Source organism: Streptomyces sp. NPDC047061 (assembly GCF_040643955.1).
Classification (GTDB): domain Bacteria; phylum Actinomycetota; class Actinomycetes; order Streptomycetales; family Streptomycetaceae; genus Streptomyces.
Genome location: NZ_JBEYVI010000010.1, coordinates 114297 through 136586, shown reverse-complemented (window position 1 = coordinate 136586; position 22290 = coordinate 114297). Strand labels below are relative to the sequence as shown.

The window sequence follows — 22290 nt, the reverse complement described above, 5'->3', positions numbered from 1 at the left end:
GAGACATCCGTATTCGGAGGATCATCCAGAAACTCCCGCGCGAGGGAGTAAAGTCGGCCGCGGGGGAGGGATGGATACTGGACGGGTTATGGAAACCGTCATCCTTGCTGTAGTCATCGCCGTGGTCGTGCTCGGTGCGCTCGGCGGGCTCGTCATCGGCAGCCGGCGCAAGAAGTCGCTGCCCCCGCCGCCCCCCGCCGCGCCCGACATCACCGCACCCCCGGCCGAGCCGCACGTCGGCGACGAGGCCGAGACGCCGCGCGACGAACCGCGCCGGACGATAGAGGAGGTCGACCTTCCCGACGGCTCGGCTCCCGTCGTCGTGGAAGAGCTTCCCACTCCCGAGATCGAGATCCCCGAGCCCACGGCCGGCCGGCTGGTCCGGCTGCGCGCCCGGCTCTCCCGATCCCAGAACGCCCTCGGCAAGGGGCTGCTCACGCTGCTCTCGCGCGAGCACCTCGACGACGAGACCTGGGAGGAGATCGAGGACATCCTGCTCACCGCCGACGTCGGCGTGCAGCCCACCACCGAACTGGTCGACCGGCTGCGCGAGCGCGTCAAGGTGCTCGGCACCCGCACCCCCGACGAGCTGCGCGGCCTGCTGCGCGAGGAGCTGCTCAAGCTGGTCGGCACCGACGTCGACCGCGCGGTGAAGACCGAGCCCGAGGACCGCAAGCCGGGCATCGTGATGGTCGTCGGCGTCAACGGCACCGGCAAGACCACCACCACCGGCAAGCTCGCGCGCGTGCTCGTCGCCGACGGCCGTACGGTCGTGCTCGGCGCCGCCGACACCTTCCGGGCCGCCGCCGCGGACCAGCTCCAGACCTGGGGCGAGCGGGTCGGCGCCTACACCGTGCGCGGCCCCGAGGCCGGTGACCCTGCCTCCGTGGCCTTCGACGCGGTGAAGGAGGGCAAGGAGATGGGCGTCGACGTGGTGCTCATCGACACCGCCGGGCGACTGCACACCAAGACCGGCCTCATGGACGAGCTGGGCAAGGTCAAGCGGGTCGTCGAGAAGCACGCCCCGCTGGACGAGGTGCTGCTCGTCCTCGACGCCACCACCGGCCAGAACGGCCTGGTCCAGGCGCGGGTCTTCGCCGAGGTCGTCGACATCACCGGCATCGTGCTCACCAAGCTGGACGGCACCGCCAAGGGCGGCATCGTGATCGCGGTCCAGCGCGAGCTGAACGTGCCCGTCAAGCTCATCGGCCTGGGCGAGGGCGCGGACGACCTGGCGCCGTTCGAGCCGGAGGCGTTCGTGGATGCCCTTATCGGTGACTGACCCAGGGTGGGTGAATTCACCCGCCGCCGTCGCGAGACCCTCCGTGAGAAGCGCCCGATCCCCGAGACACAGATGGGGGCGGGCGCTTCGGCGTACGTGCCGCCCCTGCGGCTACGCCCGCGACCGGTGCGCCACGTACGCCAGCGTCCCCAGCAGCAGCCTCGCCGCCGGCGGCCTCGTCGCCGAGTCCAGGGCCGGCGGGCGCAGCCAGCGCACCGCGCCCAGGCCGCCCCGGTCGGACGGCGGGGCCGTGATGTGCGTGCCCGAGCCGAGACCGCGCAGGTCCAGGGAGGTCGGGTCGTCCCAGCCCATGCGGTAGAGCAGCTCGGGGAGTTCGGCGGTGGCGCCGGGGGCGACGAAGAAGTGGGCGCGGCCGTCCGGCGTGGCGGTGACCGGGCCGAGCGGGAGGCCCATCCGCTCCAGGCGGGCCAGCGCGCGGCGCCCGGCGGGTTCGGCGACCTCGATCACGTCGAACGCGCGGCCGACCGGTAGCATCACCGCCGCACCGGGGAACTCCCCCCAGGCCTTGGTGACTTCGTCGAGCGTGGCGCCCGCGGACACCTGAGGCGCGAAGTCCAGCGGATGCGCTCCCGGTGCGGAGCAGCCGGCGTGCCCGCAGGAGCACGCGCCGGCCGCGGACCGGGCGCCCGGCACCACGTCCCAGCCCCACAGTCCGGTGAACTCGGCGACGGCGGTGCAGTCCGATGAACGACCGCGCCGGCGCGTGCCGGAGCGGATCTCGCGAATGCCGCCGATCGTGAAGCCCATGCCCCCTCCAACGGGTCCGGCGCGCCGGTGGTTACGACACGGAAAGAGACGGAAACGGAACGTGACGCTACGGCTCCGCCTTCCCTCGCGCCCGCAAGGTCATGGCGGCGCTCTGAAGCGCCCCAGGTGGTGCACCTGGGGGTGTGCGCCCCTGAGTGCATCGCTCCGCCTACTCCCGGCCGTCCTATGTCAAGTGAATCGCGCCAAGGCCATCGTGAGTTCATTCGAAGGGGTGGCGAATGGTGGCGTTTCCGGGATCGCCATGGCTGGAGCAGTGATCGTAGGATTACTTTGAGTGCACGAGGCCTGGGGGCACATGCACTCGTGGGTATGCCGGAGGCAACTCGGCATCCCGTTCGAAGGGTGAGAACTACCGGACGGGCGGCCGTATTTACCGGCATTCTGATAGGGCTTGGCGCATCCGGCATCAAGTGGTCTCAGGGATGGGGGCGTTCCAGTGGGCGGCAACGGCGGTAGCGGGACGACCGCGACCAGTACGGACAAGCGCCCCAACGAGCTGCTCAACTCGTGGTTCGTGCGCAGCGGCTGGTCGAAGGGCGAGCTGGCGCGGCAAGTGAACCGCAGGGCACGCCAATTGGGCGCCAACCACATCTCCACGGACACGTCCAGAGTGCGCCGCTGGCTCGACGGGGAGAACCCGCGCGAGCCGATCCCCCGGATCCTCTCCGAGCTGTTCTCCGAGCGGTTCGGCTGCGTCGTCTCGGTCGAGGACCTCGGTCTGCGGGCCGCCCGCCAGTCACCCTCCGCGACCGGCGTCGACCTGCCCTGGACGGGCCCGCAGACGGTGGCTCTGCTCAGCGAGTTCTCGCGCAGCGACCTGATGCTGGCGCGGCGCGGCTTCCTCGGAACCTCGCTGGTGCTGTCGGCGGGCCCGTCCCTCATCGAGCCGATGCAGCGCTGGCTGGTCCCCTCACCCGCCGGACCGCCGTCGCCCCCCGAGTCGGCCGCCGACTTCCGCCGCCCCGGGCGCCTCTCCAGGCCCGAGCTGGAGCTGCTGGAGTCCACCACGGTGATGTTCCGCCAGTGGGACGCCCAGTGCGGCGGCGGCCTGCGCCGCAAGGCCGTCGTCGGCCAGCTGCACGAGGTCACCGACCTCCTCCAGGAACCCCAGCCCGAGGCCACCGCCCGCAAGCTCTTCAAGGTCGCCGCCGAGCTGGCCGAGCTGGCCGGCTGGATGTCGTACGACGTCGGCCTCCAGCCCACCGCGCAGAAGTACTTCGTGCTCGCCCTGCACGCGGCCAAGGAGGCCGGTGACAAGCCGCTGGGCTCGTACGTCCTCTCCAGCATGAGCCGCCAGATGATCCACCTCGGCCGGCCCGACGACGCCCTGGAGCTGATCCACCTCGCCCAGTACGGCAGCCGGGACTGCGCGAGCCCGCGCACCCAGTCGATGCTGTATGCGATGGAGGCCCGCGCCTACGCCAACATGGGACAGCCCGGCAAGTGCAAGCGGGCGGTCCGGATGGCCGAGGACACCTTCGCCGACGCCGACGAGTGGGACGACCCGGACCCCGACTGGATCCGCTTCTTCTCCGAGGCCGAGCTCTACGGCGAGAACAGCCACTCCTTCCGCGACCTCGCCTATGTCGCGGGCCGCAGCCCCACCTACGCCTCGCTGGCCGAGCCGCTGATGCAGAAGGCCGTGGAGCTGTTCGCCAAGGACGCCGAGCACCAGCGGTCGTACGCACTCAACCTCATCGGCATGGCCACCGTGCACCTGCTGCGGGGCGAGGCCGAGCAGAGCACGGTTCTGGCCGCCGAGGCCATGGGCATCGCCAAGAAGGTGCGCTCCGAGCGCGTCAACACTCGTATTCGAAAGACGGTCGACTCGGCCGTCCGTGACCACGGCGACCTGGCGGCGGTCGTCGACCTCACCGAGCAGCTCGCCGTCGACCTCCCGGAGACCGCCGAGGCGGTCTGAATCCCGGTAACCCCAAGACCCCGGCCGCGGCCGGCCCTCCCGAACTGCCCGACTCGGCTCCCCCACGCCAGGTCATCGGAAGGCCGTCCGCGGCCGGTTCCATTCCTCCGAGAGAAGGTTGCGCCACGATAACGATCCGGTCGGCGAACATCAGGCAGTTCACCGACGCGTAACACCCGCGACTCCTTCGTCACTCCGGTGAAACAACGAGGGGCGGTGTCCGAAACCGCGCTGCGCCAATCTCATGGCGCATAACCGGCCCACCCCCCGCTTGACCGGACACATTCAGGCAACGCCCGCACACGGGGCCGTACCAATCGACGAGGAGACGCCGATGGCACCAGCCGCCATCACGCTTGCCGCGGAGGCACCCAAGCTGTCCTCCGCGAACACAGGCTTCATGCTCATCTGTTCCGCCCTGGTGCTGCTCATGACGCCGGGACTCGCCTTCTTCTACGGAGGCATGGTCCGCGTCAAGAGCACCCTGAACATGCTGATGATGAGCTTCGTCAGCATCGGGATCGTCACCATCCTGTGGGTGCTTTACGGCTTCTCCCTGGCCTTCGGCTCGAGCAACGGCTTCATCGGCTTCAACTCCGACTGGCTGGGCATGAGCAACGTCGGCCTGACGGAGCTCTGGGACGGCTACACGATCCCGATCTTCGTCTTCATGGTCTTCCAGATGATGTTCGCGGTCATCACCCCGGCCCTGATAAGCGGTGCCATCGCCGACCGCGTCAAGTTCTCGGCCTGGGCGCTCTTCGTCGCCCTGTGGCTCACGGTCGTCTACGTCCCGGTCGCCCACTGGGTCTGGGGTGCGGACGGCTGGGCCTTCAAGCTCGGTGTGATCGACTTCGCCGGTGGTACCGCGGTCCACATCAACGCCGGTGCGGGCGCCCTCGGCGTCATCCTGGTCATCGGCAAGCGCGTCGGATTCAAGAAGGACCCGATGCGCCCGCACAGCCTCCCGCTGGTCATGCTCGGCGCCGGTCTGCTGTGGTTCGGCTGGTTCGGCTTCAACGCCGGCTCGTGGCTCGGCAACGACGACGGCGTCGGCGCGCTGATGTTCGTCAACACGCAGGTCGCCACCGCCGCCGCCATGCTGGCCTGGCTCGCCTACGAGAAGATCCGGCACGGCGCGTTCACCACCCTGGGCGCCGCCTCCGGCGCGGTCGCCGGTCTGGTCGCCATCACCCCGTCCGGTGGTGCGGTCTCCCCGCTCGGCGCGATCGCCGTCGGCGCCATCGCCGGTGTCGCCTGCGCCGCCGCCGTCGGCCTGAAGTTCAAGTTCGGTTACGACGACTCGCTCGACGTGGTCGGCGTCCACATGGTCGGCGGCATCATCGGCTCCCTGCTCATCGGCTTCTTCGCCACCGGCAAGGGCCAGTCCACCGCGACCGGCGTCTTCTACGGCGACCACTCCTTCACCCAGCTGTGGAAGCAGTTCGCCGGTGTCGGCGCGGTCCTCGGCTACTCCCTGGTCGCCTCCGCGGTCCTCGCCTTCCTCCTCGACAAGACCCTCGGCATGCGGGTCACCGAGGACGAAGAGGTCTCCGGCATCGACCAGGCCGAGCACGCCGAGACTGCATACGACTTCAGCGGTGCGGGCGGCGGTGTCGTCAGCTCCGTCTCCTCGGCGCTGGCCGGCACGAGCAAGAAGGTGGACGCATGAAGCTCATCACCGCCGTCGTGAAGCCCCACCGGCTCGACGAGATCAAGGAGGCCCTGCAGGCCTTCGGCGTCCACGGCCTCACGGTCACCGAGGCCAGCGGCTACGGTCGGCAGCGCGGCCACACCGAGGTCTACCGTGGTGCCGAGTACACGGTCGACCTGGTGCCCAAGATCCGCATCGAGGTGCTGGCCGAGGACGAGGACGCCGAGCAGCTGATCGACGTCGTCGTCAAGGCCGCCCGCACCGGCAAGATCGGTGACGGCAAGGTCTGGTCCGTCCCGGTCGAGACCGCCGTACGGGTCCGCACCGGCGAGCGCGGCCCGGACGCGCTGTAGAACAGAACCATCTGAATACAGGCAGGAGTCGCTGGGTGACGGGTACGGAAGTTCGGAACGACGCAGAGAACACGGGACCCAGCGGCTACGCGGCGGCCCGGCTGCGCCTCCTCACCGAGGGGGCGCGGTCCGGGCCGCCGCGCCGTACCGCCCTCGCCGAGCTGACCGACGAATGGCTGACCGGGCTGTTCGCGGCGGCCACCGAGGGCATCAGGGGCGGCGTCTCCCTGGTCGCCGTCGGCGGCTACGGCCGCGCCGAGCTCTCTCCACGCAGCGACCTCGACCTTCTGCTGCTGCACGACGGTGCCGACTCCGGCGCGGTGGCCGCCGTCGCCGACCGGCTCTGGTACCCCGTCTGGGACCTGGGCCTGGCCCTCGACCACTCCGTGCGCACCCCCGCCGAGGCCCGCAAGACCGCCGGCGAGGACCTCAAGGTCCAGCTCGGCCTCCTCGACGCCCGCCACATCGCCGGCGACCTGGGCCTGACCTCCGGACTGCGCACCGCGATCCTCGCCGACTGGCGCAACCAGGCGCCGAAACGTCTCCCCGAGCTCCAGGAGCTGTGCGCCGAGCGCGCCGAACGCCAGGGCGAGCTGCAGTACCTCCTGGAACCCGACCTGAAGGAGGCCCGCGGCGGCCTCCGCGACGCCACCGCGCTGCGCGCCGTCGCCGCCTCCTGGCTGGCTGACGCCCCGCGCGAGGGCCTCGCCGACGCCCGCCGGCGCCTCCTCGACGTCCGTGACGCCCTGCACCTGACCACAGGGCGTGCCACCGACCGCCTGGCGCTCCAGGAGCAGGACCAGGTCGCCGCCGAACTCGACCTCCTCGACGCCGACACCCTGCTGCGCCAGGTCTACGAGTCCGCGCGCGTCATCTCGTACGCCAGTGACGTCACCTGGCGCGAGGTGGGGCGCGTCCTGCGCTCGCGCGCCGTCCGGCCCCGGCTGCGCGCCATGCTGGGCGGCGGCAAGCCCGTCGCCGAGCGCTCCCCGCTCGCCGAAGGCGTGGTGGAACAGGACGGCGAGGTGGTGCTCGCCCGCGCCGCCCGCCCCGAACGCGACCCCGTGCTCCCGCTGCGCGCCGCGGCCGCCGCCGCCCAGGCCGGCCTCCCGCTCTCCCTGCACGCCGTACGGCGCATGGCCGCCACCGCCCGCCCGCTGCCCACGCCCTGGCCCGCCGAGGCCCGCGAGCAGCTCGTCACCCTGCTCGGCTCCGGCCGCCCGACCGTCGAGGTCTGGGAGGCGCTGGAGGCCGAGGGCCTCATCACCCGCCTGCTCCCCGACTGGGAGCGGGTCCGCTGCCGGCCGCAGCGCAACGCCGTGCACATCTGGACCGTCGACCGGCACCTCATCGAGACCGCCGTCCGCGCCTCCGAGTTCGCCCGCCGCGTCCACCGCCCCGACCTGCTCCTGGTCGCCGCCCTGCTGCACGACATCGGCAAGGGCTGGCCCGGCGACCACTCGGTGGCCGGCGAGATCATCGTCAAGGACGTGGCCGCGCGGATCGGCTTCGACCGCGCCGAGGTGGCGGTCCTGTCGACGCTCGTACGACACCACCTGCTGCTCATCGAGACCGCCACCCGGCGCGACCTGGAGGACCCGGCCACGGTCCGCCTGGTCGCCGAGGCGGTCGGCACCCAGAGCACCCTGGAGCTGCTGCACGCCCTCACCGAGGCCGACGCGCTGGCCACCGGCCCGGCGGCCTGGTCGACCTGGCGCGGCTCGCTCGTCGCCGACCTGGTGAAGCGGGTCTCGGCGGTCCTCGCCGGGGACGCCGACGACGGGCCCGAACCGGGCGCGCCCACCGCCGAGCAGGAGCGGCTCGCCATCGAGTCCTTCCGCACCGGCGCCCCGGTCCTGGCCCTGCGCGCCCAGACCGAGCCGACGGCCACGGACGAGGAGCCCGCCCGCGACCCGGAACCGCTCGGCGTCGAGCTGCTCATCGCCGTACCGGACCAGCCGGGCGTCCTCCCCGCCGTCGCCGGCGTGCTGGCCATGCACCGCCTCACGGTCCGCACGGCCGAACTGCGCGCCCTCCAGCTCCCCTCCGACGTCGACGACGGCACCGTCCTGCTCCTCGACTGGCGGGTCGCGGCCGAGTACGGCTCCCTGCCACAGGCGGCCCGGCTCCGCGCCGACCTGGTCCGCGCCCTGGACGGCTCCCTGGACATCGCCGGCCGCCTCGCGGAGCGGGACGCGGCCTACCCGAGGCGCCGGGGCTGGGTGGCCCCGCCGCCGCGCGTGACGGTGGCCTCCGCGGCCTCCCGGCACGCGACGGTGTTCGAGGTACGGGCCCAGGACGCGCCTGGCCTGCTGTTCCGGATCGGGCGGGCCCTGGAGGACGCCGCGGTACGGGTGCGCAGCGCGCATGTCAGCACGCTCGGGTCCAACGCCGTCGACGCCTTCTACGTGACCGGCACCGACAACGCGCCCCTGCCGCCCGAGGAGGCGGCCTCCGTGGCGCGCAAGCTGGAGGAGACGCTGAGGGCCTGACCGCACGGTCGTGCAAGGCGGGGGCGACTTCCTTGCGCGGCCGGATACCCTGGAAGACGCTCACCGACCCCGACTCCGAGGACCGACGCCGCCGTGTTCGACACTCTCTCCGATCGCCTTTCAGCGACCTTCAAGAATCTGCGCGGAAAAGGGCGTCTGAGCGAAGCCGACATCGACGCCACGGCCCGGGAGATCCGGATCGCGCTGCTCGAGGCCGACGTCGCTCTCCCGGTCGTCCGCACGTTCATCAAGAACGTCAAGGAGCGGTCCCTCGGCGCCGACGTCTCCAAGGCGCTGAACCCGGCCCAGCAGGTCCTGAAGATCGTCAACGACGAGCTGGTGACGATCCTCGGCGGCGAGACGCGCCGGCTGCGGTTCGCCAAGCAGCCGCCCACCGTGATCATGCTGGCCGGTCTCCAGGGTGCCGGTAAGACCACCCTCGCGGGCAAGCTCGCCCACTGGCTCAAGGAGCAGGGCCACTCCCCGCTCCTGGTCGCCGCCGACCTGCAGCGCCCCAACGCCGTCAACCAGCTGAGCGTGGTCGCCGAGCGCGCCGGTGTCGCCGTCTACGCGCCCGAGCCGGGCAACGGCGTCGGTGACCCGGTCAAGGTCGCCAAGGACTCCATCGAGTTCGCCAAGCAGAAGGTCCACGACATCGTGATCGTGGACACCGCCGGCCGGCTCGGCATCGACCAGGAGCTGATGCAGCAGGCGGCCGACATCCGGGACGCCGTCTCGCCCGACGAGATCCTCTTCGTCGTCGACGCCATGATCGGCCAGGACGCCGTCACCACCGCCGAGGCCTTCCGCGACGGCGTCGGCTTCGACGGTGTCGTCCTGTCCAAGCTCGACGGCGACGCCCGCGGTGGTGCCGCGCTCTCCATCCGCCAGGTCACCGGCAAGCCGATCATGTTCGCGTCGAACGGCGAGAAGCTTGAGGACTTCGACGCCTTCCACCCGGACCGGATGGCCTCCCGCATCCTCGACATGGGTGACCTGCTCACCCTCATCGAGCAGGCGGAGAAGACGTTCAGCCAGGAAGAGGCCCAGAAGATGGCCTCCAAGCTGGCGTCGAAGAAGGGCCAGGACTTCACCCTGGACGACTTCCTGGCCCAGATGGAACAGGTCAGGAAGATGGGCAGCATCAGCAAGCTGCTCGGCATGCTGCCCGGCATGGGGCAGATCAAGGACCAGATCAACAACCTCGACGAGCGGGACGTCGACCGCACCGCCGCGATCATCAAGTCGATGACCCCGGGCGAGCGCCAGGACCCGACGATCATCAACGGCTCGCGCCGCGCCCGTATCGCCAAGGGTTCGGGTGTCGAGGTCAGCGCGGTCAAGGGACTCGTCGAGCGGTTCTTCGAGGCCCGCAAGATGATGTCCCGCATGGCACAGGGCGGTGGCATGCCGGGCATGCCGGGGATCCCGGGCATGGGCGGCGGCCCCGGCCGTGCCAAGAAGCAGCCGAAGCAGGCCAAGGGCAAGCAGCGCTCCGGCAACCCGATGAAGCGCAAGCAGCAGGAGCTGGAGGAGGCCCAGCGCCGCGAGGCCGCCGCACAGGGCGGCGGTGCCTTCGGGCTGCCGCAGCAGGGCGGTCAGGACTTCGAGCTGCCGGACGAGTTCAAGAAGTTCATGGGCTGAGTTCACCTGTGCGGGTGCCAGGGGTTGGTCGGTGTCGTACGGTCCGGATATGACCAACCCCGCGCCGCCGCGCAAGTCACCCGACCAGCCCTGGCGTACCGAGGGCGCTCCCGAGGAGCCCCCGAAGCCGCCGAACGGCGGTCGGAGGATGCACGGCGGCTGGTGGCGGCTGATCGTCACGGCGCTGGTCGTGTACCTGCTGGCCAACCTGGTGCTGTCGTACTTCGACCAGGCGAACGAGCCGACGATCTCGTACACCGAGTTCAGCAAGCAGGTGGACGCGGGCAACGTACAGAAGATCTACGCCAAGGGCGACTCGATCCAGGGTCAGCTGAAGAAGGAACAGAAGAACCCCGAGGGCGACGGGAACTACACCAAGTTCAACACCGAACGCCCGTCGTTCGCCGGTGACGACCTCTGGTCCAGCCTGACCAAGCACCACGTGACGGTCACCGCCGAACCGGTCGTCCAGCACCGCAGCTTCCTGTCGAACCTGCTGATCTCACTGGCGCCGATCATCCTGCTGGTCGCGGTGTGGGTCTTCATCGCCCGGCGGATGAGCGCGGGCCTCGGCGGCGCGGGCGGCATGCTGGGCCGCAAGGCGCCGCCCAAGCCGGTCGAACTGGAGCCCGGACAGCAGCGGACCACCTTCGAGGACGTGGCCGGCATCGACGAGGTCGAGGGCGAGCTCAACGACGTCGTCGACTTCCTCAAGAACCCCGACGCCTACCGCAGGATGGGCGCCAAGATGCCCCGCGGTGTGCTGCTGGCCGGCCCGCCCGGCACCGGCAAGACGCTGCTCGCGCGGGCCGTCGCCGGGGAGGCGGGGGTGCCGTTCTTCTCGGCCTCCGCCTCCGAGTTCATCGAGATGATCGTGGGCGTCGGTGCCTCCCGGGTGCGCGAACTGTTCGCGGAGGCCCGCAAGGTCGCCCCCTCCATCATCTTCATCGACGAGATCGACACCATCGGCCGGGCCCGCGGCGGGGGCGCCTCCATGGGCGGTCACGACGAGCGCGAGCAGACCCTCAACCAGATCCTCACCGAGATGGACGGGTTCTCCGGCTCCGAGGGCGTCATCGTCATCGCGGCCACCAACCGCGCCGACATCCTGGACCCCGCGCTCACCCGCCCCGGCCGCTTCGACCGGGTCGTCCAGGTCTCGCCCCCGGACCGCACCGGCCGCGAGGCGATCCTCCAGATCCACACCCGCCAGATCCCGCTCGCCGAGGGCGTCGACCTCGCCCAGGTCGCCCGCACCACCCCGGGGATGACCGGTGCCGAACTGGCCAACCTCGCCAACGAGGCCGCGCTGCTCGCCGTCAAGCGCAAGCAGGACAGGGTCACCCAGTCCGACCTCTCGGAGGCCCTGGAGAAGGTCCAGCTCGGCGCCGAGCGGCCCCTCGTCATGCCCGAGGAGGAGCGCAGGCGCACCGCCTACCACGAGAGCGGGCACGCCCTGCTCGGCATGCTCCAGCCCGGCGCCGACCCGGTCCGCAAGATCACCATCGTCCCGCGCGGCCGCGCCCTCGGCGTCACGCTCTCCACGCCGGACGCCGACAAGTACGCGTACACCGAGGAGTACCTGCGCGGCCGGATCATCGGCGCGCTCGGCGGCATGGCCGCCGAACAGGTCGTCTACGACGTGATCACCACCGGCTCCGAGAGCGACCTCGAACAGGTCACCAACATCGCGCGCGGCATGGTGTCCCGCTGGGGCATGAGCGAGGAGGTCGGCCGCCTCTCCGCCCTCCCGAGCGACGCCCAGCAGGCCTATGGACTCGCCGCCGCGCCCCAGACCCTCGACGTCATCGACACCGAGATGCGCCGGATCGTCGACGAGTGCTACGAGGAGGCGTGCCGCAAACTCCGCGACCACCGAGCCCAGTTGGACGCCCTGGCCCAGGCCCTCCTGGAGAACGAGACCCTGGAGGAGGCGGACGCGTACCGCATCGCGGGAATCACGCGCTTGACGAAGGACTTGGACGAGGTCTGAGGCGCCCCGGGTTTCAGCGCCCCAAAGGGGCGCGGGGAACTGCGCGGCCAGCCCCACGGCGCCGCAGACGAAGACGGCGGCCCGCGCGAAGCGTCAACGCACCCGCGCGATCAGATACCGGAAGACATTAGGCATCCACACCGTGCCGTCCGCACGCAGATACGGATGGAGCGCCTCGCCCAGCTCCTTGCCGACCTGCTCCTCGTCGGCCGCCGCAATCCCCGCATCGAACAGCCCGGTCGACAGCAACCCCCGCACCGCGCTGTCCACATCGGCGTAGCCGAACGGGCAGGAGACCCGCCCGGAACCGTCGATCCGCAGACCGGCCCGCTCGGCGATCTCCTCCAGGTCGTCCCGCCCGGCCGGCCGCCAGCTGCTCGCACTGCGCAAAGGATCGGCCAATTTCGCGGCCACCCGCAGCACGGACGAGGTCGCACAGCGCTCCGGCGGACCCCAGCCGGCCAGCACCACGGCGGCCCCGCGCTCCGCCAGAGGTGTCGCCTCGGCGAGCAGGCCACCTAGGGCCTCGGCGTCGCCGGCCAGGCAGCCGACCGGGTCGAAGGCGGTGATCAGGTTGTACGCCGGTGCCTGCGCGTCCGCCGCGGCCCGGGGCGAGCCCTCGACGATCCGGGCGGCACGGCCACGCGCGCGTGCGCTCGGGGCAGGGTCGGGCAGCAGACGCTCACGGGCGAGGGCGAGCCGTTCGGGGGAGAGGTCGACACCGGTGACCGCGGCCCCTCTGGTCGCCGCCATCAGCAGGGCGAGACCGGAACCGCAGCGCAGGCCGAGCAGCCGGGTGGCGGGGCCCACTTCGAGTCGCTCGTGGACGGTCTCGTAGAGCGGGACCAGCATCCGCTCCTGGATCTCGGACCAGTCACGCGCGCGTGCCCACAGGTTCACGCGGGGGGTGGAATCCGCGTGAGACCGGTGCTGCCGCACGAGCGTAGGTGTCATAGGTAAGCGCCCCAATCCGCCGAGAGTTACGCACTGACCGATTCCGTGGCCCCCGTGCCGTGCGCTCGCACTTCCCACCTATGCCACATAACTCCGGGCTCGCGGTGGCGTCCAGAGGTCGCGGGTCCCTGCTTGTACGTGGGCTGTGACTGTGGCGAGATTTCACATCCCGGCAACTTGGGGCTCTACCATCGGACCCACGGCACGGCGGTTCTGGCCATGGTCGGCCGCCACAGTGACCGCACTGCGTGCGGTCGCCGGAGACAGGCCGGCGCCGGATGACGGCGGGCCGCGGGTAACGTCGGGGCCGCCGCGGACGCTGACCGGGAGGGGACTCCCGCCACGAGAGCGACCGAAACGCCTCTTGCGCATCCACCGGCCTTCGCCGTCCAGGCGTCCGGGCCAGGGGTACGTGGCGGGTCGTACGTCAGACTACGCACCGGCTTGGTATGAGCTGTGAGGCTTCTCCGCAGATCAGCGCACCCGTACTCGTCTCCACACATCAGCGGCAACTGACGGGTACGTGCAAATTATTTGGGATGCCCCGGAATAGGAACACAGGGGCACTCCCGCTCGTTCTCATTACGTGAGCACGACACAGACACCACCTGTTCTCGCCGCAGAGCTGGCAGAGGCGTGGGCCGACATTCAGCGGTACCACCCCGAGCTGCCGGACCTTGCCGCGCCAGAGTCCCTGATCGGGGAGTCGTCGTCCGCGTGCGGTCACGAACTCTCCTTCGAACGACTGCTCCATGAGGCAGTCCACGGCATCGCCGCCTCCCGTGGAGTCCGCGACACCTCCCGGGCCGGCCGCTACCACAACCGCCGATTCCTCGCGATCGCCGAGGAGCTGGGCCTGGACCACCCCGACGAGCCGCATCCCAGCAGCGGCTTCTCGCTGGTCACGCTCAACCCCGAGGCGAAGCGACGCTACCGCCCGACCATCGAGAGACTGCAGCGCGCCCTCAAGGCGCACACGGTGGCCACCTCCGCCGACACCTCCCGCACCTTCCGCGGCCCGGCCGCCCGCCACGGCTCCTCCGGCGGCGGCGTCCGGGTCAAGGCGGTGTGCGACTGCGGTCGCAACGTCCGGGTGGTCCCGTCGGTCCTGGCCCAGGCCCCCATCGTCTGCGGCGGCTGCGGCAAGCCGTTCCGCATCCCGGAGGTCGTCGGCGCGGCATAAGGGACGGCTGCTCGTGGCAGCCGTGGCCATTGCCATGCCGATCGGCCCGCAGGCAGGGCGCGGACGGCGCCCCGCCGGCGCCGGGCAGCGCACCCGACGTGACCTCACCTCCACGCCGGGTGCCTCTCCGGCATGCCCGCGCACCCCGTACCCACCCGTCGGCCAAAAGCGACCCGCAGGGTGTGGCACAATGGCTAGCTGTACTCGACAGCCGCACAGGACCCCTCTCTCCTCCGGCTGACGCGTCCATCGGGCACTCGGGTACCGCAACCCCACGCGGCAGTCTCGCCGTGCCCAACCACGTCAAAACCAGGAGAACCCACTCCCGTGGCAGTCAAGATCAAGCTGAAGCGTCTGGGCAAGATCCGTTCGCCTCACTACCGCATCGTCATCGCCGACTCCCGCACTCGCCGTGACGGCCGTGCGATCGAGGAGATCGGCAAGTACCACCCGACCTACAACCCGTCGGTCATCGAGGTGGACGCCGACCGCGTCGCGTACTGGCTGGGTGTCGGCGCGCAGCCGACCGAGCCCGTGCTCGCCATCCTGAAGAAGACCGGCGACTGGCAGAAGTTCAAGGGCGAGCCCGCCCCGGCGCCGCTGCTCGTTGCCGCTCCGAAGGCCACGCGTCCGTCGTTCGAGGCGCTCGGCGGTGACGACGAGGGCAAGGGTGAGGCGATCACCCAGAAGAAGAAGGCTGAGAAGAAGGACGAGGCCGCGGCTGAGTCCGAGTCGACCGAGGCCTGAGCAGCATGCTCGAAGAGGCGCTTGAGCACCTCGTGAAGGGCATCGTCGACAACCCCGACGATGTGCAGGTCGCCTCGCGCAACCTGCGTCGCGGGCGCGTGCTGGAGGTCCGGGTGCACCCCGACGACCTCGGCAAGGTGATCGGCCGCAACGGCCGCACCGCGCGTGCCCTGCGCACCGTCGTGGGCGCCATCGGCGGCCGCGGAGTCCGCGTCGACCTCGTCGACGTGGACCACGTCCGCTGACGCTTTCGCAGCACCGGCTCGGGCCGGGGAGGGCCGCTACCGGCCGTCCCCGGCCCGTAGTCGTATGAGGTGGTACGAGCAGGAGATGACAGGAGAACAGGCACAGTGCAGCTGGTAGTCGCACGGATCGGCCGCGCCCACGGCATCAAGGGCGAGGTCACCGTCGAGGTACGCACCGACGAGCCGGAGCTCAGGCTCGCGCCCGGCGCCGTACTCGCCACCGATCCCGCCTCCACGGGACCGCTCACCATCGAGACAGGCCGGGTGCACAGCGGCCGTCTGCTCCTGCGCTTCGAGGGCGTCAAGGACCGCACCGGCGCCGAGAACCTGCGCAACACCCTCCTGATCGCCGAGATCGACCCGGAGGAGCTGCCCGAGGGCGAGGACGAGTACTACGACCACCAGCTCATCGACCTGGACGTGGTCACCGAGGACGGCACCGAGGTCGGCCGGATCACCGAGATCTCGCACCTGCCCTCCCAGGACCTCTTCATCGTGGAGCGGCCCGACGGCAGCGAGGTCATGATCCCCTTCGTCGAGGAGATCGTCGTCGAGATCGACCTGGAGGGGCAGCGGGCCGTCGTCGCGCCGCCGCCCGGCCTGATCGACGACCGCGCGGAGATCGACTCGTCCAGGGACTCCGGGGACGACGACGCATGAGGCTCGACGTCGTCACGATCTTCCCCGAGTACCTCGAACCCCTGAACGTCTCGCTCGTCGGCAAGGCACGCGCGCGTGGGCAGCTCGGCGTCCATGTCCACGATCTGCGCGCCTGGACGTACGACCGGCACAACACGGTCGACGACACGCCGTACGGCGGCGGGCCCGGCATGGTCATGAAGACCGAGCCCTGGGGCGACGCCCTCGACTCCGCGCTCGCCGACGGCTACGAGACCGGCTCGCACGCGCCCGCGCTGATCGTGCCCACCCCGAGCGGTCGCCCCTTCACCCAGGAACTCGCCGTCGAACTCTCCGAGCGGCCCTGGCTGATCTTCACGCCGGCCCGCTACGAGGGCATCGACCGGCGCGTCATGGACGAGTACGCCACCCGGATGCCGGTCTACGAGGTCTCCATCGGCGACTACGTCCTCGCCGGCGGCGAGGCGGCCGTCCTGGTCATCACGGAGGCCGTGGCCAGGCTGCTGCCCGGCGTCCTCGGCAACGCCGAGTCGCACCGGGACGACTCCTTCGCACCCGGCGCGATGGCGAACCTCCTGGAGGGCCCCGTCTACACCAAGCCGCCGGTGTGGCGCGGCCGGGACATCCCGGACGTGCTGCTCAGCGGCCACCACGGCAAGATCGCCCGCTGGCGCCGCGACGAGGCGCTGAAGCGGACCACCGCGCACCGGCCCGACCTGATCGAGCGCTGCGATCCCAAGGCCTTCGACAAGAAGGACCGCGAGATGCTCTCCATCCTGGGCTGGGCCCCGGACCCGGAGGGCGAACCCCACGGCCGATTTTGGCGCAGGCCAGAGGGCGTGGAAGAATAGACCGCTGTTGTGCGTCCGTCCGGCGTGCGCCCCTGCCGCAGGGGGACACGACGCCCGCCCCGACCCGCACGGCAGTCCTCATGGCACACCTAGTTTCCGCTGATGACCTGTGGCATCCGCGAGGAAAGCAGACGAAATGTCTCACCTGCTCGACACCGTCGACTCCGCGTCGCTGCGCAGCGACGTCCCGGCCTTCCGCCCGGGTGACACCGTCAACGTCCACGTCCGCGTCATCGAGGGCAACCGCTCCCGTGTGCAGCAGTTCAAGGGCGTTGTGATCCGCCGCCAGGGCAGCGGTGTCCGCGAGACCTTCACGGTCCGCAAGGTCTCCTTCTCCGTCGGCGTCGAGCGCACCTTCCCGGTGCACACCCCGATCGTCGAGAAGATCGAGCTCGTCACCCGTGGTGACGTGCGTCGCGCCAAGCTGTACTACCTGCGCGACCTGCGCGGCAAGGCCGCGAAGATCAAGGAGAAGCGCGACAAGTGATGTCGCGTGCCGGCACCCGGAAGCCGTAGGCGGACGAGCCGGTAAGAAGGAGTCACATCAGGGCCGGATAGCATCTGGCCCCGATGGACACCGAAGCACAGCAGACGGAGCGCGACCGCTCCTCCCGCCCCGAACCAGAGGCCGCGGAGGACCGGTCGCGTTTCGCGTTGGTGGCGCGGGTCACCGACTGGCTGCCGGGTGGCTGGATCACCCTCACCCTCTTCGCCTGCCTGGCGTTTTTGCTCGTCCTCAACACTTTCGTGGCGCAACCATTCCAGATTCCCAGCGGATCCATGGAACAGGGATTGAGGATCGGGGACCGCGTTCTCGTAAATAAGTTGGCGTACCGTTTCGGTGCCGGGCCGCGCCGGGGAGACGTCGTGGTGTTCGACGGCTCCGGATACTTCGGGGACGCCGACTACATCAAACGCGTCGTCGGTGTGGGAGGAGACCACGTGGTCTGCTGCGACAAGAAGGGGAGGATCGAAGTGAACGGCCGGTCGGTCGACGAGACCGCGATCCTCTATCCCGGGGACACCCCCTCCACCGTGCCCTTCAACGTCGACGTCCCCGACGGCACGCTCTTCGTGCTCGGCGACCACCGCGGCGACTCCAGCGACTCCCGCGACCACCTCGGCTCGCCCGGCGGCGGCATGATCCCCGTCGGCAGGGTCATCGGCCGGGCCGACTGGATCGTCTGGCCGTACGCCCACTGGACCCGCCTCACCCGTCCCGCCGCCTACGCGCGCGTGCCGTCGGCCGGAGCGTCCCATGGGTAACCGGGGCAAGCCGCGCGGCGTCCCGGTCGACGCGGCCGCCAACCTGCTTCCCACCGGAGCCCGGCGCACCTCCGGCTCGTCCGGCGGCCGTTCCCGCGCGGAGCGGCGCAAGCTGCAGCGCAAGGTCAAGCGCAGGCGCCGGCGCGGGGCGGTGCGGGAGATACCGCTGCTGGTCGGCGTGGCCGTCCTGATAGCGCTCGTGCTGAAGACGTTCCTCGTGCAGGCCTTCGTGATCCCGTCGGGCTCCATGGAGCAGACGATCCGGATCGGGGACCGCGTCCTGGTCGACAAGTTCACCCCGTGGTTCGGGTGGAAGCCGCACCGCGGGGACGTCGTCGTCTTCCACGACCCGGGCGGCTGGCTGGCGGACGAGCAGACCACCCAGGCGAACGACCCGGTCGGCGTCAAACAGGTCAAGGAAGGGCTCACCTTCATCGGCCTGCTGCCCTCCGCCAACGAGAAGGACCTCATCAAGCGGGTCATCGGCGTCGGCGGCGACCGCGTCAAGTGCTGTGACGCGCAGGGCCGCGTGACCGTCAACGGCGTACCGCTGACCGAGGGCGACTACCTGTACCCGGGGAACGCCCCCTCCACCCAGGAGTTCGACATCACCGTGCCGGAGGGACGGCTGTGGGTGATGGGCGACCACCGGGGCAACTCGGCCGACTCCCGGGCGCACCAGGACACCGACTACGGCGGCACGGTCGCCGTCACCTCGGTGGTGGGCCGGGCCATGATGATCGGCTGGCCCGTCGGCCACTGGACCAAGCTCGACGAACCTAAAACCTTCGCAAGCGTTTCTGACTCCGGGTCGGGGTCGACCGCGGCCCCCCAGCTGTCGCATAGGGTTGCCTCCGACGATCCGAACGGATACATCCAACTCCCGAGCCCTGCGGAACTCCCGCTCGTTATGGGAGTGGTGGGCCTGCGCCGGGGATGGCGCGGGCGGCGGCACGGAGTAAGGAGTTGGCGTGGGGGATGTGGCGGTTGGCGCGCGGTCGGGCCACGACGGCGAGGAGCACAGCGGGCGCCCTGTGGAGAATGTCCCCCCCGCAGACGGCGTCTCGACCTCCGGGAACGGTACCGGGCCCGGCGGGGACGGCACCCCGGTGGACGGTCCGCACTCCGGCGGTGACGGCGGGGGTACCGACGGGGACCCGGGCGAGTCGGCGGCGCCCGCACCGAAGAAGCCACGCTCCTTCTGGAAGGAGCTGCCGATCCTGGTCGTCATCGCGCTGGTACTGGCGCTGCTGATCAAGACGTTCCTGGTGCAGGCGTTCTCGATCCCGTCGGACTCGATGCAGAACACCCTCCAGCAGGGTGACCGCGTCCTGGTCGACAAGCTCACCCCGTGGTTCGGCTCCGAGCCGGAGCGCGGCGAGGTCGTCGTCTTCCACGACCCGGACGACTGGCTGGCGGGCGAGCCCACCGCCCAGCCGAACGCGATCCAGACCTTCCTCAGCTGGATCGGCCTGATGCCGTCCGCCGAGGAGCGGGACCTGATCAAGCGGGTCGTCGGCGTCGGCGGCGACACCGTCTCCTGCAAGGGCAGCGGCCCGCTCATGGTCAACGGCCACCCGCTGAACGAGCCTTATGTGTACCCGGGCAACACCCCGTGCAGCGTCGACGACCAGGGCGGCCAGTTCACCGTGAAGGTGCCCAAGGGCTACATCTGGGTGATGGGAGACCACCGCCAGAACTCCCGCGACTCGCGCTACAACCAGTCCGACAAGCACCACGGCATGGTCCCGGTGAAGGAAGTCGTCGGCCGCGCCATCGTCAAGGCCTGGCCGATCAACCGCTGGGGCACGCTGCCGGTCCCGAGCACCTTCGACCAGAGCGGCATCAACACGCAGTCGTCCGCCGCTGCCTCCCTCACGGTGGCACCGCAGGGCGTGGCCGTCGCCGCCGTCCTGCCCGTCGTGGTGTGGCGCCGCCGCCGGAGCGACCGCATCGAGCGGAAGTTCGACCAGCGAGCGGCCGCCGGCAAGCGCTGACCGCCTCCCGCACGCCTCTCCTGACCGACCCATGTGAAGCCCTTGGGGAGCTTGTGACCAGGGCCGCCGAAGAAGGGCTGCCCCTGCCCGGTACCGCCGGGTAGGGTGCGGCCTCATGGGCGACAGCACGATACGTACGGCCCCGCGCAGCGGCGGAGCCACCAGCACGAGTGCGGCACAGGCCGGCAGCAGGCTCGGACAGCGGTTGTCCGGGATCGCCGTCGCCCTGGGCATCGTGCTGTTCCTCGGAGGATTCGGCTGGGGAGCGGTGGTCTACCGGCCGTACACCGTGCCCACCACCTCGATGACGCCGACGATCGACGCCGGGGACCGGGTCCTCGGCCAGCGCATCGACGGCAGCGAGGTGCGCCGGGGCGACGTCGTCGTCTTCAAGGACAAGAGCTGGGTCACCAACGCGGACGTCGTCAAGCGCGTGGTCGCGGTCGGCGGGGACACGGTCGCCTGCTGCACCGACGGCAAGCTGACCGTCAACGGCAAGCAGATCGACGAGCCGTATCTGCCGTCGGGCAGCGCGGCCGAGCTCCAGGGCTTCCCGACCGTCACCGTCCCCAAGGGCCGGCTCTTCCTCCTCGGCGACGAGCGACAGGGCTCCCTGGACTCCACCGCCCACCTCACGGACGCGGCGCAGGGCACGGTCGCGCGCACCGCCGTCACCGCCCGGGTGGACTCCGTGATCTGGCCGATGAAGGGCCTGCTCAAGCGCCCGACCGGCTTCGAGACCCTGGGCGCCCTCTCCCAGCCGGGTCCGCTGCGCGTCATCGAGTTCATGATCGTGGCCGGTGGCGTGCTGGTCCTCGCGGGCGGCGCCTACGGCCCGGTCGCAAACCTGCTGGGCCGCTTCCGCACCCGTGCCCGTACGGAGCCCGCCGGTGCCCGCTGAGGCGCTGGAGGGGGTGTCGGAGGACGGCCTGCGCAAGGTGGCCCGGGTGGTCCTGCTCGACCCCGAGGACCGCATCCTGCTCCTGCACGGCCACGAGCCCGACGATCCGGCCGACGACTGGTGGTTCACACCCGGCGGCGGTCTGGAGGGCGAGGAGACCCGTGAGCAGGCCGCTCTGCGGGAACTCGCCGAGGAGACCGGCATCACGGACGTCGAGCTCGGCCCGGTGCTGTGGCGGCGGACGTGCTCCTTCCCGTTCGCCGGCCGCCGCTGGGACCAGGACGAGTGGTACTACCTGGCCCGTACGCCGCAGACGGTCACCGAGGCCACGGCCCTGACGGAGCTGGAGCGGCGCAGTATGGCCGGAGCACGTTGGTGGACGTGCCAGGAACTGACCCGGGCACATGAGACGGTGTATCCGACCAGACTCGCCGAGCTGTTCCGTAGGCTGCTCGACGAAGGTCCCCCCGCCGGGCCCGTCACCCTTGACACGGAAATCGTCTAGGGGCGCGCGGGACTGGCGCACAATGGTGGGATCGCACGGCTGAAGGGGAACATGCCATGAGCGCCGAGGACCTCGAAAAGTACGAGACCGAGATGGAGCTGAAGCTCTACCGGGAGTACCGCGATGTCGTCGGTCTGTTCAAATACGTGATCGAGACCGAGCGGCGCTTCTACCTCACCAACGACTACGAGATGCAGGTGCACTCGGTCCAGGGCGAGGTGTTCTTCGAGGTGTCCATGGCGGACGCCTGGGTCTGGGACATGTACCGGCCGGCCCGTTTCGTGAAGCAGGTCCGTGTCCTCACGTTCAAGGACGTGAATATCGAAGAGCTGAACAAGACCGACCTGGAGCTTCCGGGCGGCTGAGGTGGCTCATGTGGGTGACGGAGTTGTCCACAACCGCTGAGTAACTCACCAAGATCAACTTCTTGGCGGGGGATGCGTGACCGTTGGCACCGGAGGTGGTGCCGACATGAACACGAATCAGGCACGCACGAATTGGGCACGCACGAATCGGGCACGCAGTGCACTCGGCAGGTACGGCGAGACGCTGGCCGCACGACGGCTGGCCGAGGCCGGTCTGACGGTCCTGGAGCGCAACTGGCGCTGCGGCAGGACGGGCGAGATCGACATCGTGGCGCGGGACGGGGACGTCCTGGTCGTCTGCGAGGTCAAGACCCGGCGGGCGGGTGTCTTCGAGCACCCCATGGCCGCGGTCTCCCCGGAGAAGGCGCAGCGCCTGCGCGGCCTCGCCGAGCACTGGATCCACGCACACGGAGGGGCACCGCCGGGCGGCGTCCGCATCGACGTGGTCGGCGTGCTCCTGCCGCAGCGCGGGGCGCCCGTGGTCGAGCACGCCCGGGGGGTGGCGTGAG

The 22290-nt window shown here is 70.5% G+C and carries 22 protein-coding genes; 20 read left to right on the top strand and 2 right to left on the bottom strand.

The window, feature by feature from the left end:
* Nucleotides 1–88 precede the first annotated feature (88 nt).
* Nucleotides 89–1282, top strand: coding sequence for a signal recognition particle-docking protein FtsY (gene ftsY, locus ABZ887_RS17435; RefSeq protein WP_361289640.1), 1194 nt, complete (start codon nt 89–91; stop codon nt 1280–1282).
* A gap of 111 nt (nt 1283–1393) precedes the next feature.
* On the opposite strand, the gene ABZ887_RS17430 is transcribed toward ftsY, so the two are convergent.
* Nucleotides 1394–2050 carry a bifunctional DNA primase/polymerase gene (locus ABZ887_RS17430; RefSeq protein WP_361289637.1) on the bottom strand — a complete coding sequence of 219 codons (657 nt, stop codon included), beginning with the start codon at nt 2048–2050 and terminating at the stop codon, nt 1394–1396.
* A gap of 457 nt (nt 2051–2507) precedes the next feature.
* On the opposite strand from ABZ887_RS17430, the gene ABZ887_RS17425 reads away from it, so the two are divergent.
* The 6 genes from ABZ887_RS17425 (at nt 2508) to ftsH (ending at nt 12128) form a co-directional block, all read left to right on the top strand.
* Nucleotides 2508–3992 carry a hypothetical protein gene (locus ABZ887_RS17425; RefSeq protein ID WP_361289634.1) on the top strand — a complete coding sequence of 495 codons (1485 nt, stop codon included), beginning with the start codon at nt 2508–2510 and terminating at the stop codon, nt 3990–3992.
* Between the two features lie 334 nt (nt 3993–4326).
* A complete protein-coding gene (locus ABZ887_RS17420) occupies nt 4327–5664 on the top strand; it encodes an ammonium transporter (RefSeq protein WP_361289631.1) in 1338 nt (445 codons plus the stop codon).
* Complete coding sequence (locus tag ABZ887_RS17415) at nt 5661–5999, top strand: P-II family nitrogen regulator (RefSeq protein ID WP_089098508.1); 339 nt, start codon at nt 5661–5663, stop codon at nt 5997–5999. Before ABZ887_RS17420 ends, ABZ887_RS17415 begins: the two co-directional genes overlap by 4 nt.
* A 35-nt stretch (nt 6000–6034) precedes the next feature.
* On the top strand, nt 6035–8491 hold the full coding sequence (locus ABZ887_RS17410; RefSeq protein WP_361289628.1) for a [protein-PII] uridylyltransferase: 2457 nt from the start codon (nt 6035–6037) through the stop codon (nt 8489–8491).
* Between the two features lie 93 nt (nt 8492–8584).
* A complete protein-coding gene (ffh, locus tag ABZ887_RS17405) occupies nt 8585–10135 on the top strand; it encodes a signal recognition particle protein (RefSeq protein ID WP_361289625.1) in 1551 nt (516 codons plus the stop codon).
* Between the two features lie 49 nt (nt 10136–10184).
* On the top strand, nt 10185–12128 hold the full coding sequence (ftsH, locus tag ABZ887_RS17400; RefSeq protein ID WP_361289622.1) for an ATP-dependent zinc metalloprotease FtsH: 1944 nt from the start codon (nt 10185–10187) through the stop codon (nt 12126–12128).
* Between the two features lie 93 nt (nt 12129–12221).
* Here ftsH and ABZ887_RS17395 read toward each other — a convergent pair whose 3' ends face one another.
* Nucleotides 12222–13082 carry a class I SAM-dependent methyltransferase gene (locus ABZ887_RS17395; protein ID WP_361289619.1) on the bottom strand — a complete coding sequence of 287 codons (861 nt, stop codon included), beginning with the start codon at nt 13080–13082 and terminating at the stop codon, nt 12222–12224.
* A gap of 586 nt (nt 13083–13668) precedes the next feature.
* Between ABZ887_RS17395 and ABZ887_RS17390 the strand changes: the two genes are divergently transcribed.
* The 13 genes from ABZ887_RS17390 (at nt 13669) to ABZ887_RS17330 (ending at nt 22289) form a co-directional block, all read left to right on the top strand.
* A complete protein-coding gene (locus ABZ887_RS17390; RefSeq protein ID WP_093498845.1) occupies nt 13669–14265 on the top strand; it encodes a hypothetical protein in 597 nt (198 codons plus the stop codon).
* Between the two features lie 327 nt (nt 14266–14592).
* Complete coding sequence (gene rpsP, locus ABZ887_RS17385) at nt 14593–15012, top strand: 30S ribosomal protein S16 (protein WP_089098502.1); 420 nt, start codon at nt 14593–14595, stop codon at nt 15010–15012.
* Between the two features lie 5 nt (nt 15013–15017).
* Nucleotides 15018–15257, top strand: a complete 240-nt coding sequence (locus ABZ887_RS17380) for an RNA-binding protein (protein WP_003973401.1) — start codon at nt 15018–15020, stop codon at nt 15255–15257.
* A gap of 105 nt (nt 15258–15362) precedes the next feature.
* A complete protein-coding gene (gene rimM / locus ABZ887_RS17375; protein WP_361289614.1) occupies nt 15363–15917 on the top strand; it encodes a ribosome maturation factor RimM in 555 nt (184 codons plus the stop codon).
* Complete coding sequence (gene trmD, locus ABZ887_RS17370; RefSeq protein ID WP_350780345.1) at nt 15914–16747, top strand: tRNA (guanosine(37)-N1)-methyltransferase TrmD; 834 nt, start codon at nt 15914–15916, stop codon at nt 16745–16747. Before rimM ends, trmD begins: the two co-directional genes overlap by 4 nt.
* Before the next feature lie 136 nt (nt 16748–16883).
* Entirely contained in the window at nt 16884–17234 is a 351-nt protein-coding gene (gene rplS / locus ABZ887_RS17365) for a 50S ribosomal protein L19 (protein ID WP_089098499.1), read from the top strand.
* Nucleotides 17235–17317: 83 nt separating this feature from the next.
* Nucleotides 17318–18013 (top strand): signal peptidase I, encoded by a 696-nt coding sequence (gene lepB / locus ABZ887_RS17360; RefSeq protein WP_361289609.1) that lies wholly within the window; start codon nt 17318–17320, stop codon nt 18011–18013.
* Entirely contained in the window at nt 18006–19148 is a 1143-nt protein-coding gene (lepB, locus tag ABZ887_RS17355; RefSeq protein ID WP_361289606.1) for a signal peptidase I, read from the top strand. The genes lepB (ABZ887_RS17360) and lepB (ABZ887_RS17355) overlap by 8 nt, the downstream gene beginning before the upstream one ends.
* A complete protein-coding gene (gene lepB, locus ABZ887_RS17350) occupies nt 19048–20010 on the top strand; it encodes a signal peptidase I (RefSeq protein ID WP_361289603.1) in 963 nt (320 codons plus the stop codon). The genes lepB (ABZ887_RS17355) and lepB (ABZ887_RS17350) overlap by 101 nt, the downstream gene beginning before the upstream one ends.
* A 115-nt stretch (nt 20011–20125) precedes the next feature.
* Nucleotides 20126–20911, top strand: a complete 786-nt coding sequence (gene lepB, locus ABZ887_RS17345) for a signal peptidase I (protein WP_361289599.1) — start codon at nt 20126–20128, stop codon at nt 20909–20911.
* On the top strand, nt 20901–21416 hold the full coding sequence (locus ABZ887_RS17340) for an NUDIX hydrolase (RefSeq protein WP_361289596.1): 516 nt from the start codon (nt 20901–20903) through the stop codon (nt 21414–21416). The genes lepB (ABZ887_RS17345) and ABZ887_RS17340 overlap by 11 nt, the downstream gene beginning before the upstream one ends.
* Before the next feature lie 56 nt (nt 21417–21472).
* A complete protein-coding gene (locus ABZ887_RS17335) occupies nt 21473–21781 on the top strand; it encodes a DUF2469 domain-containing protein (protein WP_008745401.1) in 309 nt (102 codons plus the stop codon).
* A gap of 106 nt (nt 21782–21887) precedes the next feature.
* Nucleotides 21888–22289 carry a YraN family protein gene (locus ABZ887_RS17330; RefSeq protein ID WP_361289593.1) on the top strand — a complete coding sequence of 134 codons (402 nt, stop codon included), beginning with the start codon at nt 21888–21890 and terminating at the stop codon, nt 22287–22289.
* Nucleotide 22290: the final 1 nt, after the last annotated feature.

Excerpts from the sequence above, each read along its gene's own strand:
- ftsY (WP_361289640.1), top strand. The coding sequence starts at position 89 with ATGGAAACCGTCATCCTTGCTGTAGTCATCGCCGTGGTCGTGCTCGGT.
- ABZ887_RS17430 (WP_361289637.1), bottom strand. The coding sequence starts at position 2,050 with ATGGGCTTCACGATCGGCGGCATTCGCGAGATCCGCTCCGGCACGCGC.
- ABZ887_RS17420 (WP_361289631.1), top strand. The coding sequence starts at position 4,327 with ATGGCACCAGCCGCCATCACGCTTGCCGCGGAGGCACCCAAGCTGTCC.
- ABZ887_RS17415 (WP_089098508.1), top strand. The coding sequence starts at position 5,661 with ATGAAGCTCATCACCGCCGTCGTGAAGCCCCACCGGCTCGACGAGATC.
- ftsH (WP_361289622.1), top strand. The coding sequence starts at position 10,185 with ATGACCAACCCCGCGCCGCCGCGCAAGTCACCCGACCAGCCCTGGCGT.
- ABZ887_RS17395 (WP_361289619.1), bottom strand. The coding sequence starts at position 13,082 with ATGACACCTACGCTCGTGCGGCAGCACCGGTCTCACGCGGATTCCACC.
- ABZ887_RS17380 (WP_003973401.1), top strand. The coding sequence starts at position 15,018 with ATGCTCGAAGAGGCGCTTGAGCACCTCGTGAAGGGCATCGTCGACAAC.
- trmD (WP_350780345.1), top strand. The coding sequence starts at position 15,914 with ATGAGGCTCGACGTCGTCACGATCTTCCCCGAGTACCTCGAACCCCTG.
- rplS (WP_089098499.1), top strand. The coding sequence starts at position 16,884 with ATGTCTCACCTGCTCGACACCGTCGACTCCGCGTCGCTGCGCAGCGAC.
- lepB (WP_361289609.1), top strand. The coding sequence starts at position 17,318 with ATGGACACCGAAGCACAGCAGACGGAGCGCGACCGCTCCTCCCGCCCC.
- lepB (WP_361289606.1), top strand. The coding sequence starts at position 18,006 with ATGGGTAACCGGGGCAAGCCGCGCGGCGTCCCGGTCGACGCGGCCGCC.
- lepB (WP_361289599.1), top strand. The coding sequence starts at position 20,126 with ATGGGCGACAGCACGATACGTACGGCCCCGCGCAGCGGCGGAGCCACC.
- ABZ887_RS17335 (WP_008745401.1), top strand. The coding sequence starts at position 21,473 with ATGAGCGCCGAGGACCTCGAAAAGTACGAGACCGAGATGGAGCTGAAG.
- ABZ887_RS17330 (WP_361289593.1), top strand. The coding sequence starts at position 21,888 with ATGAACACGAATCAGGCACGCACGAATTGGGCACGCACGAATCGGGCA.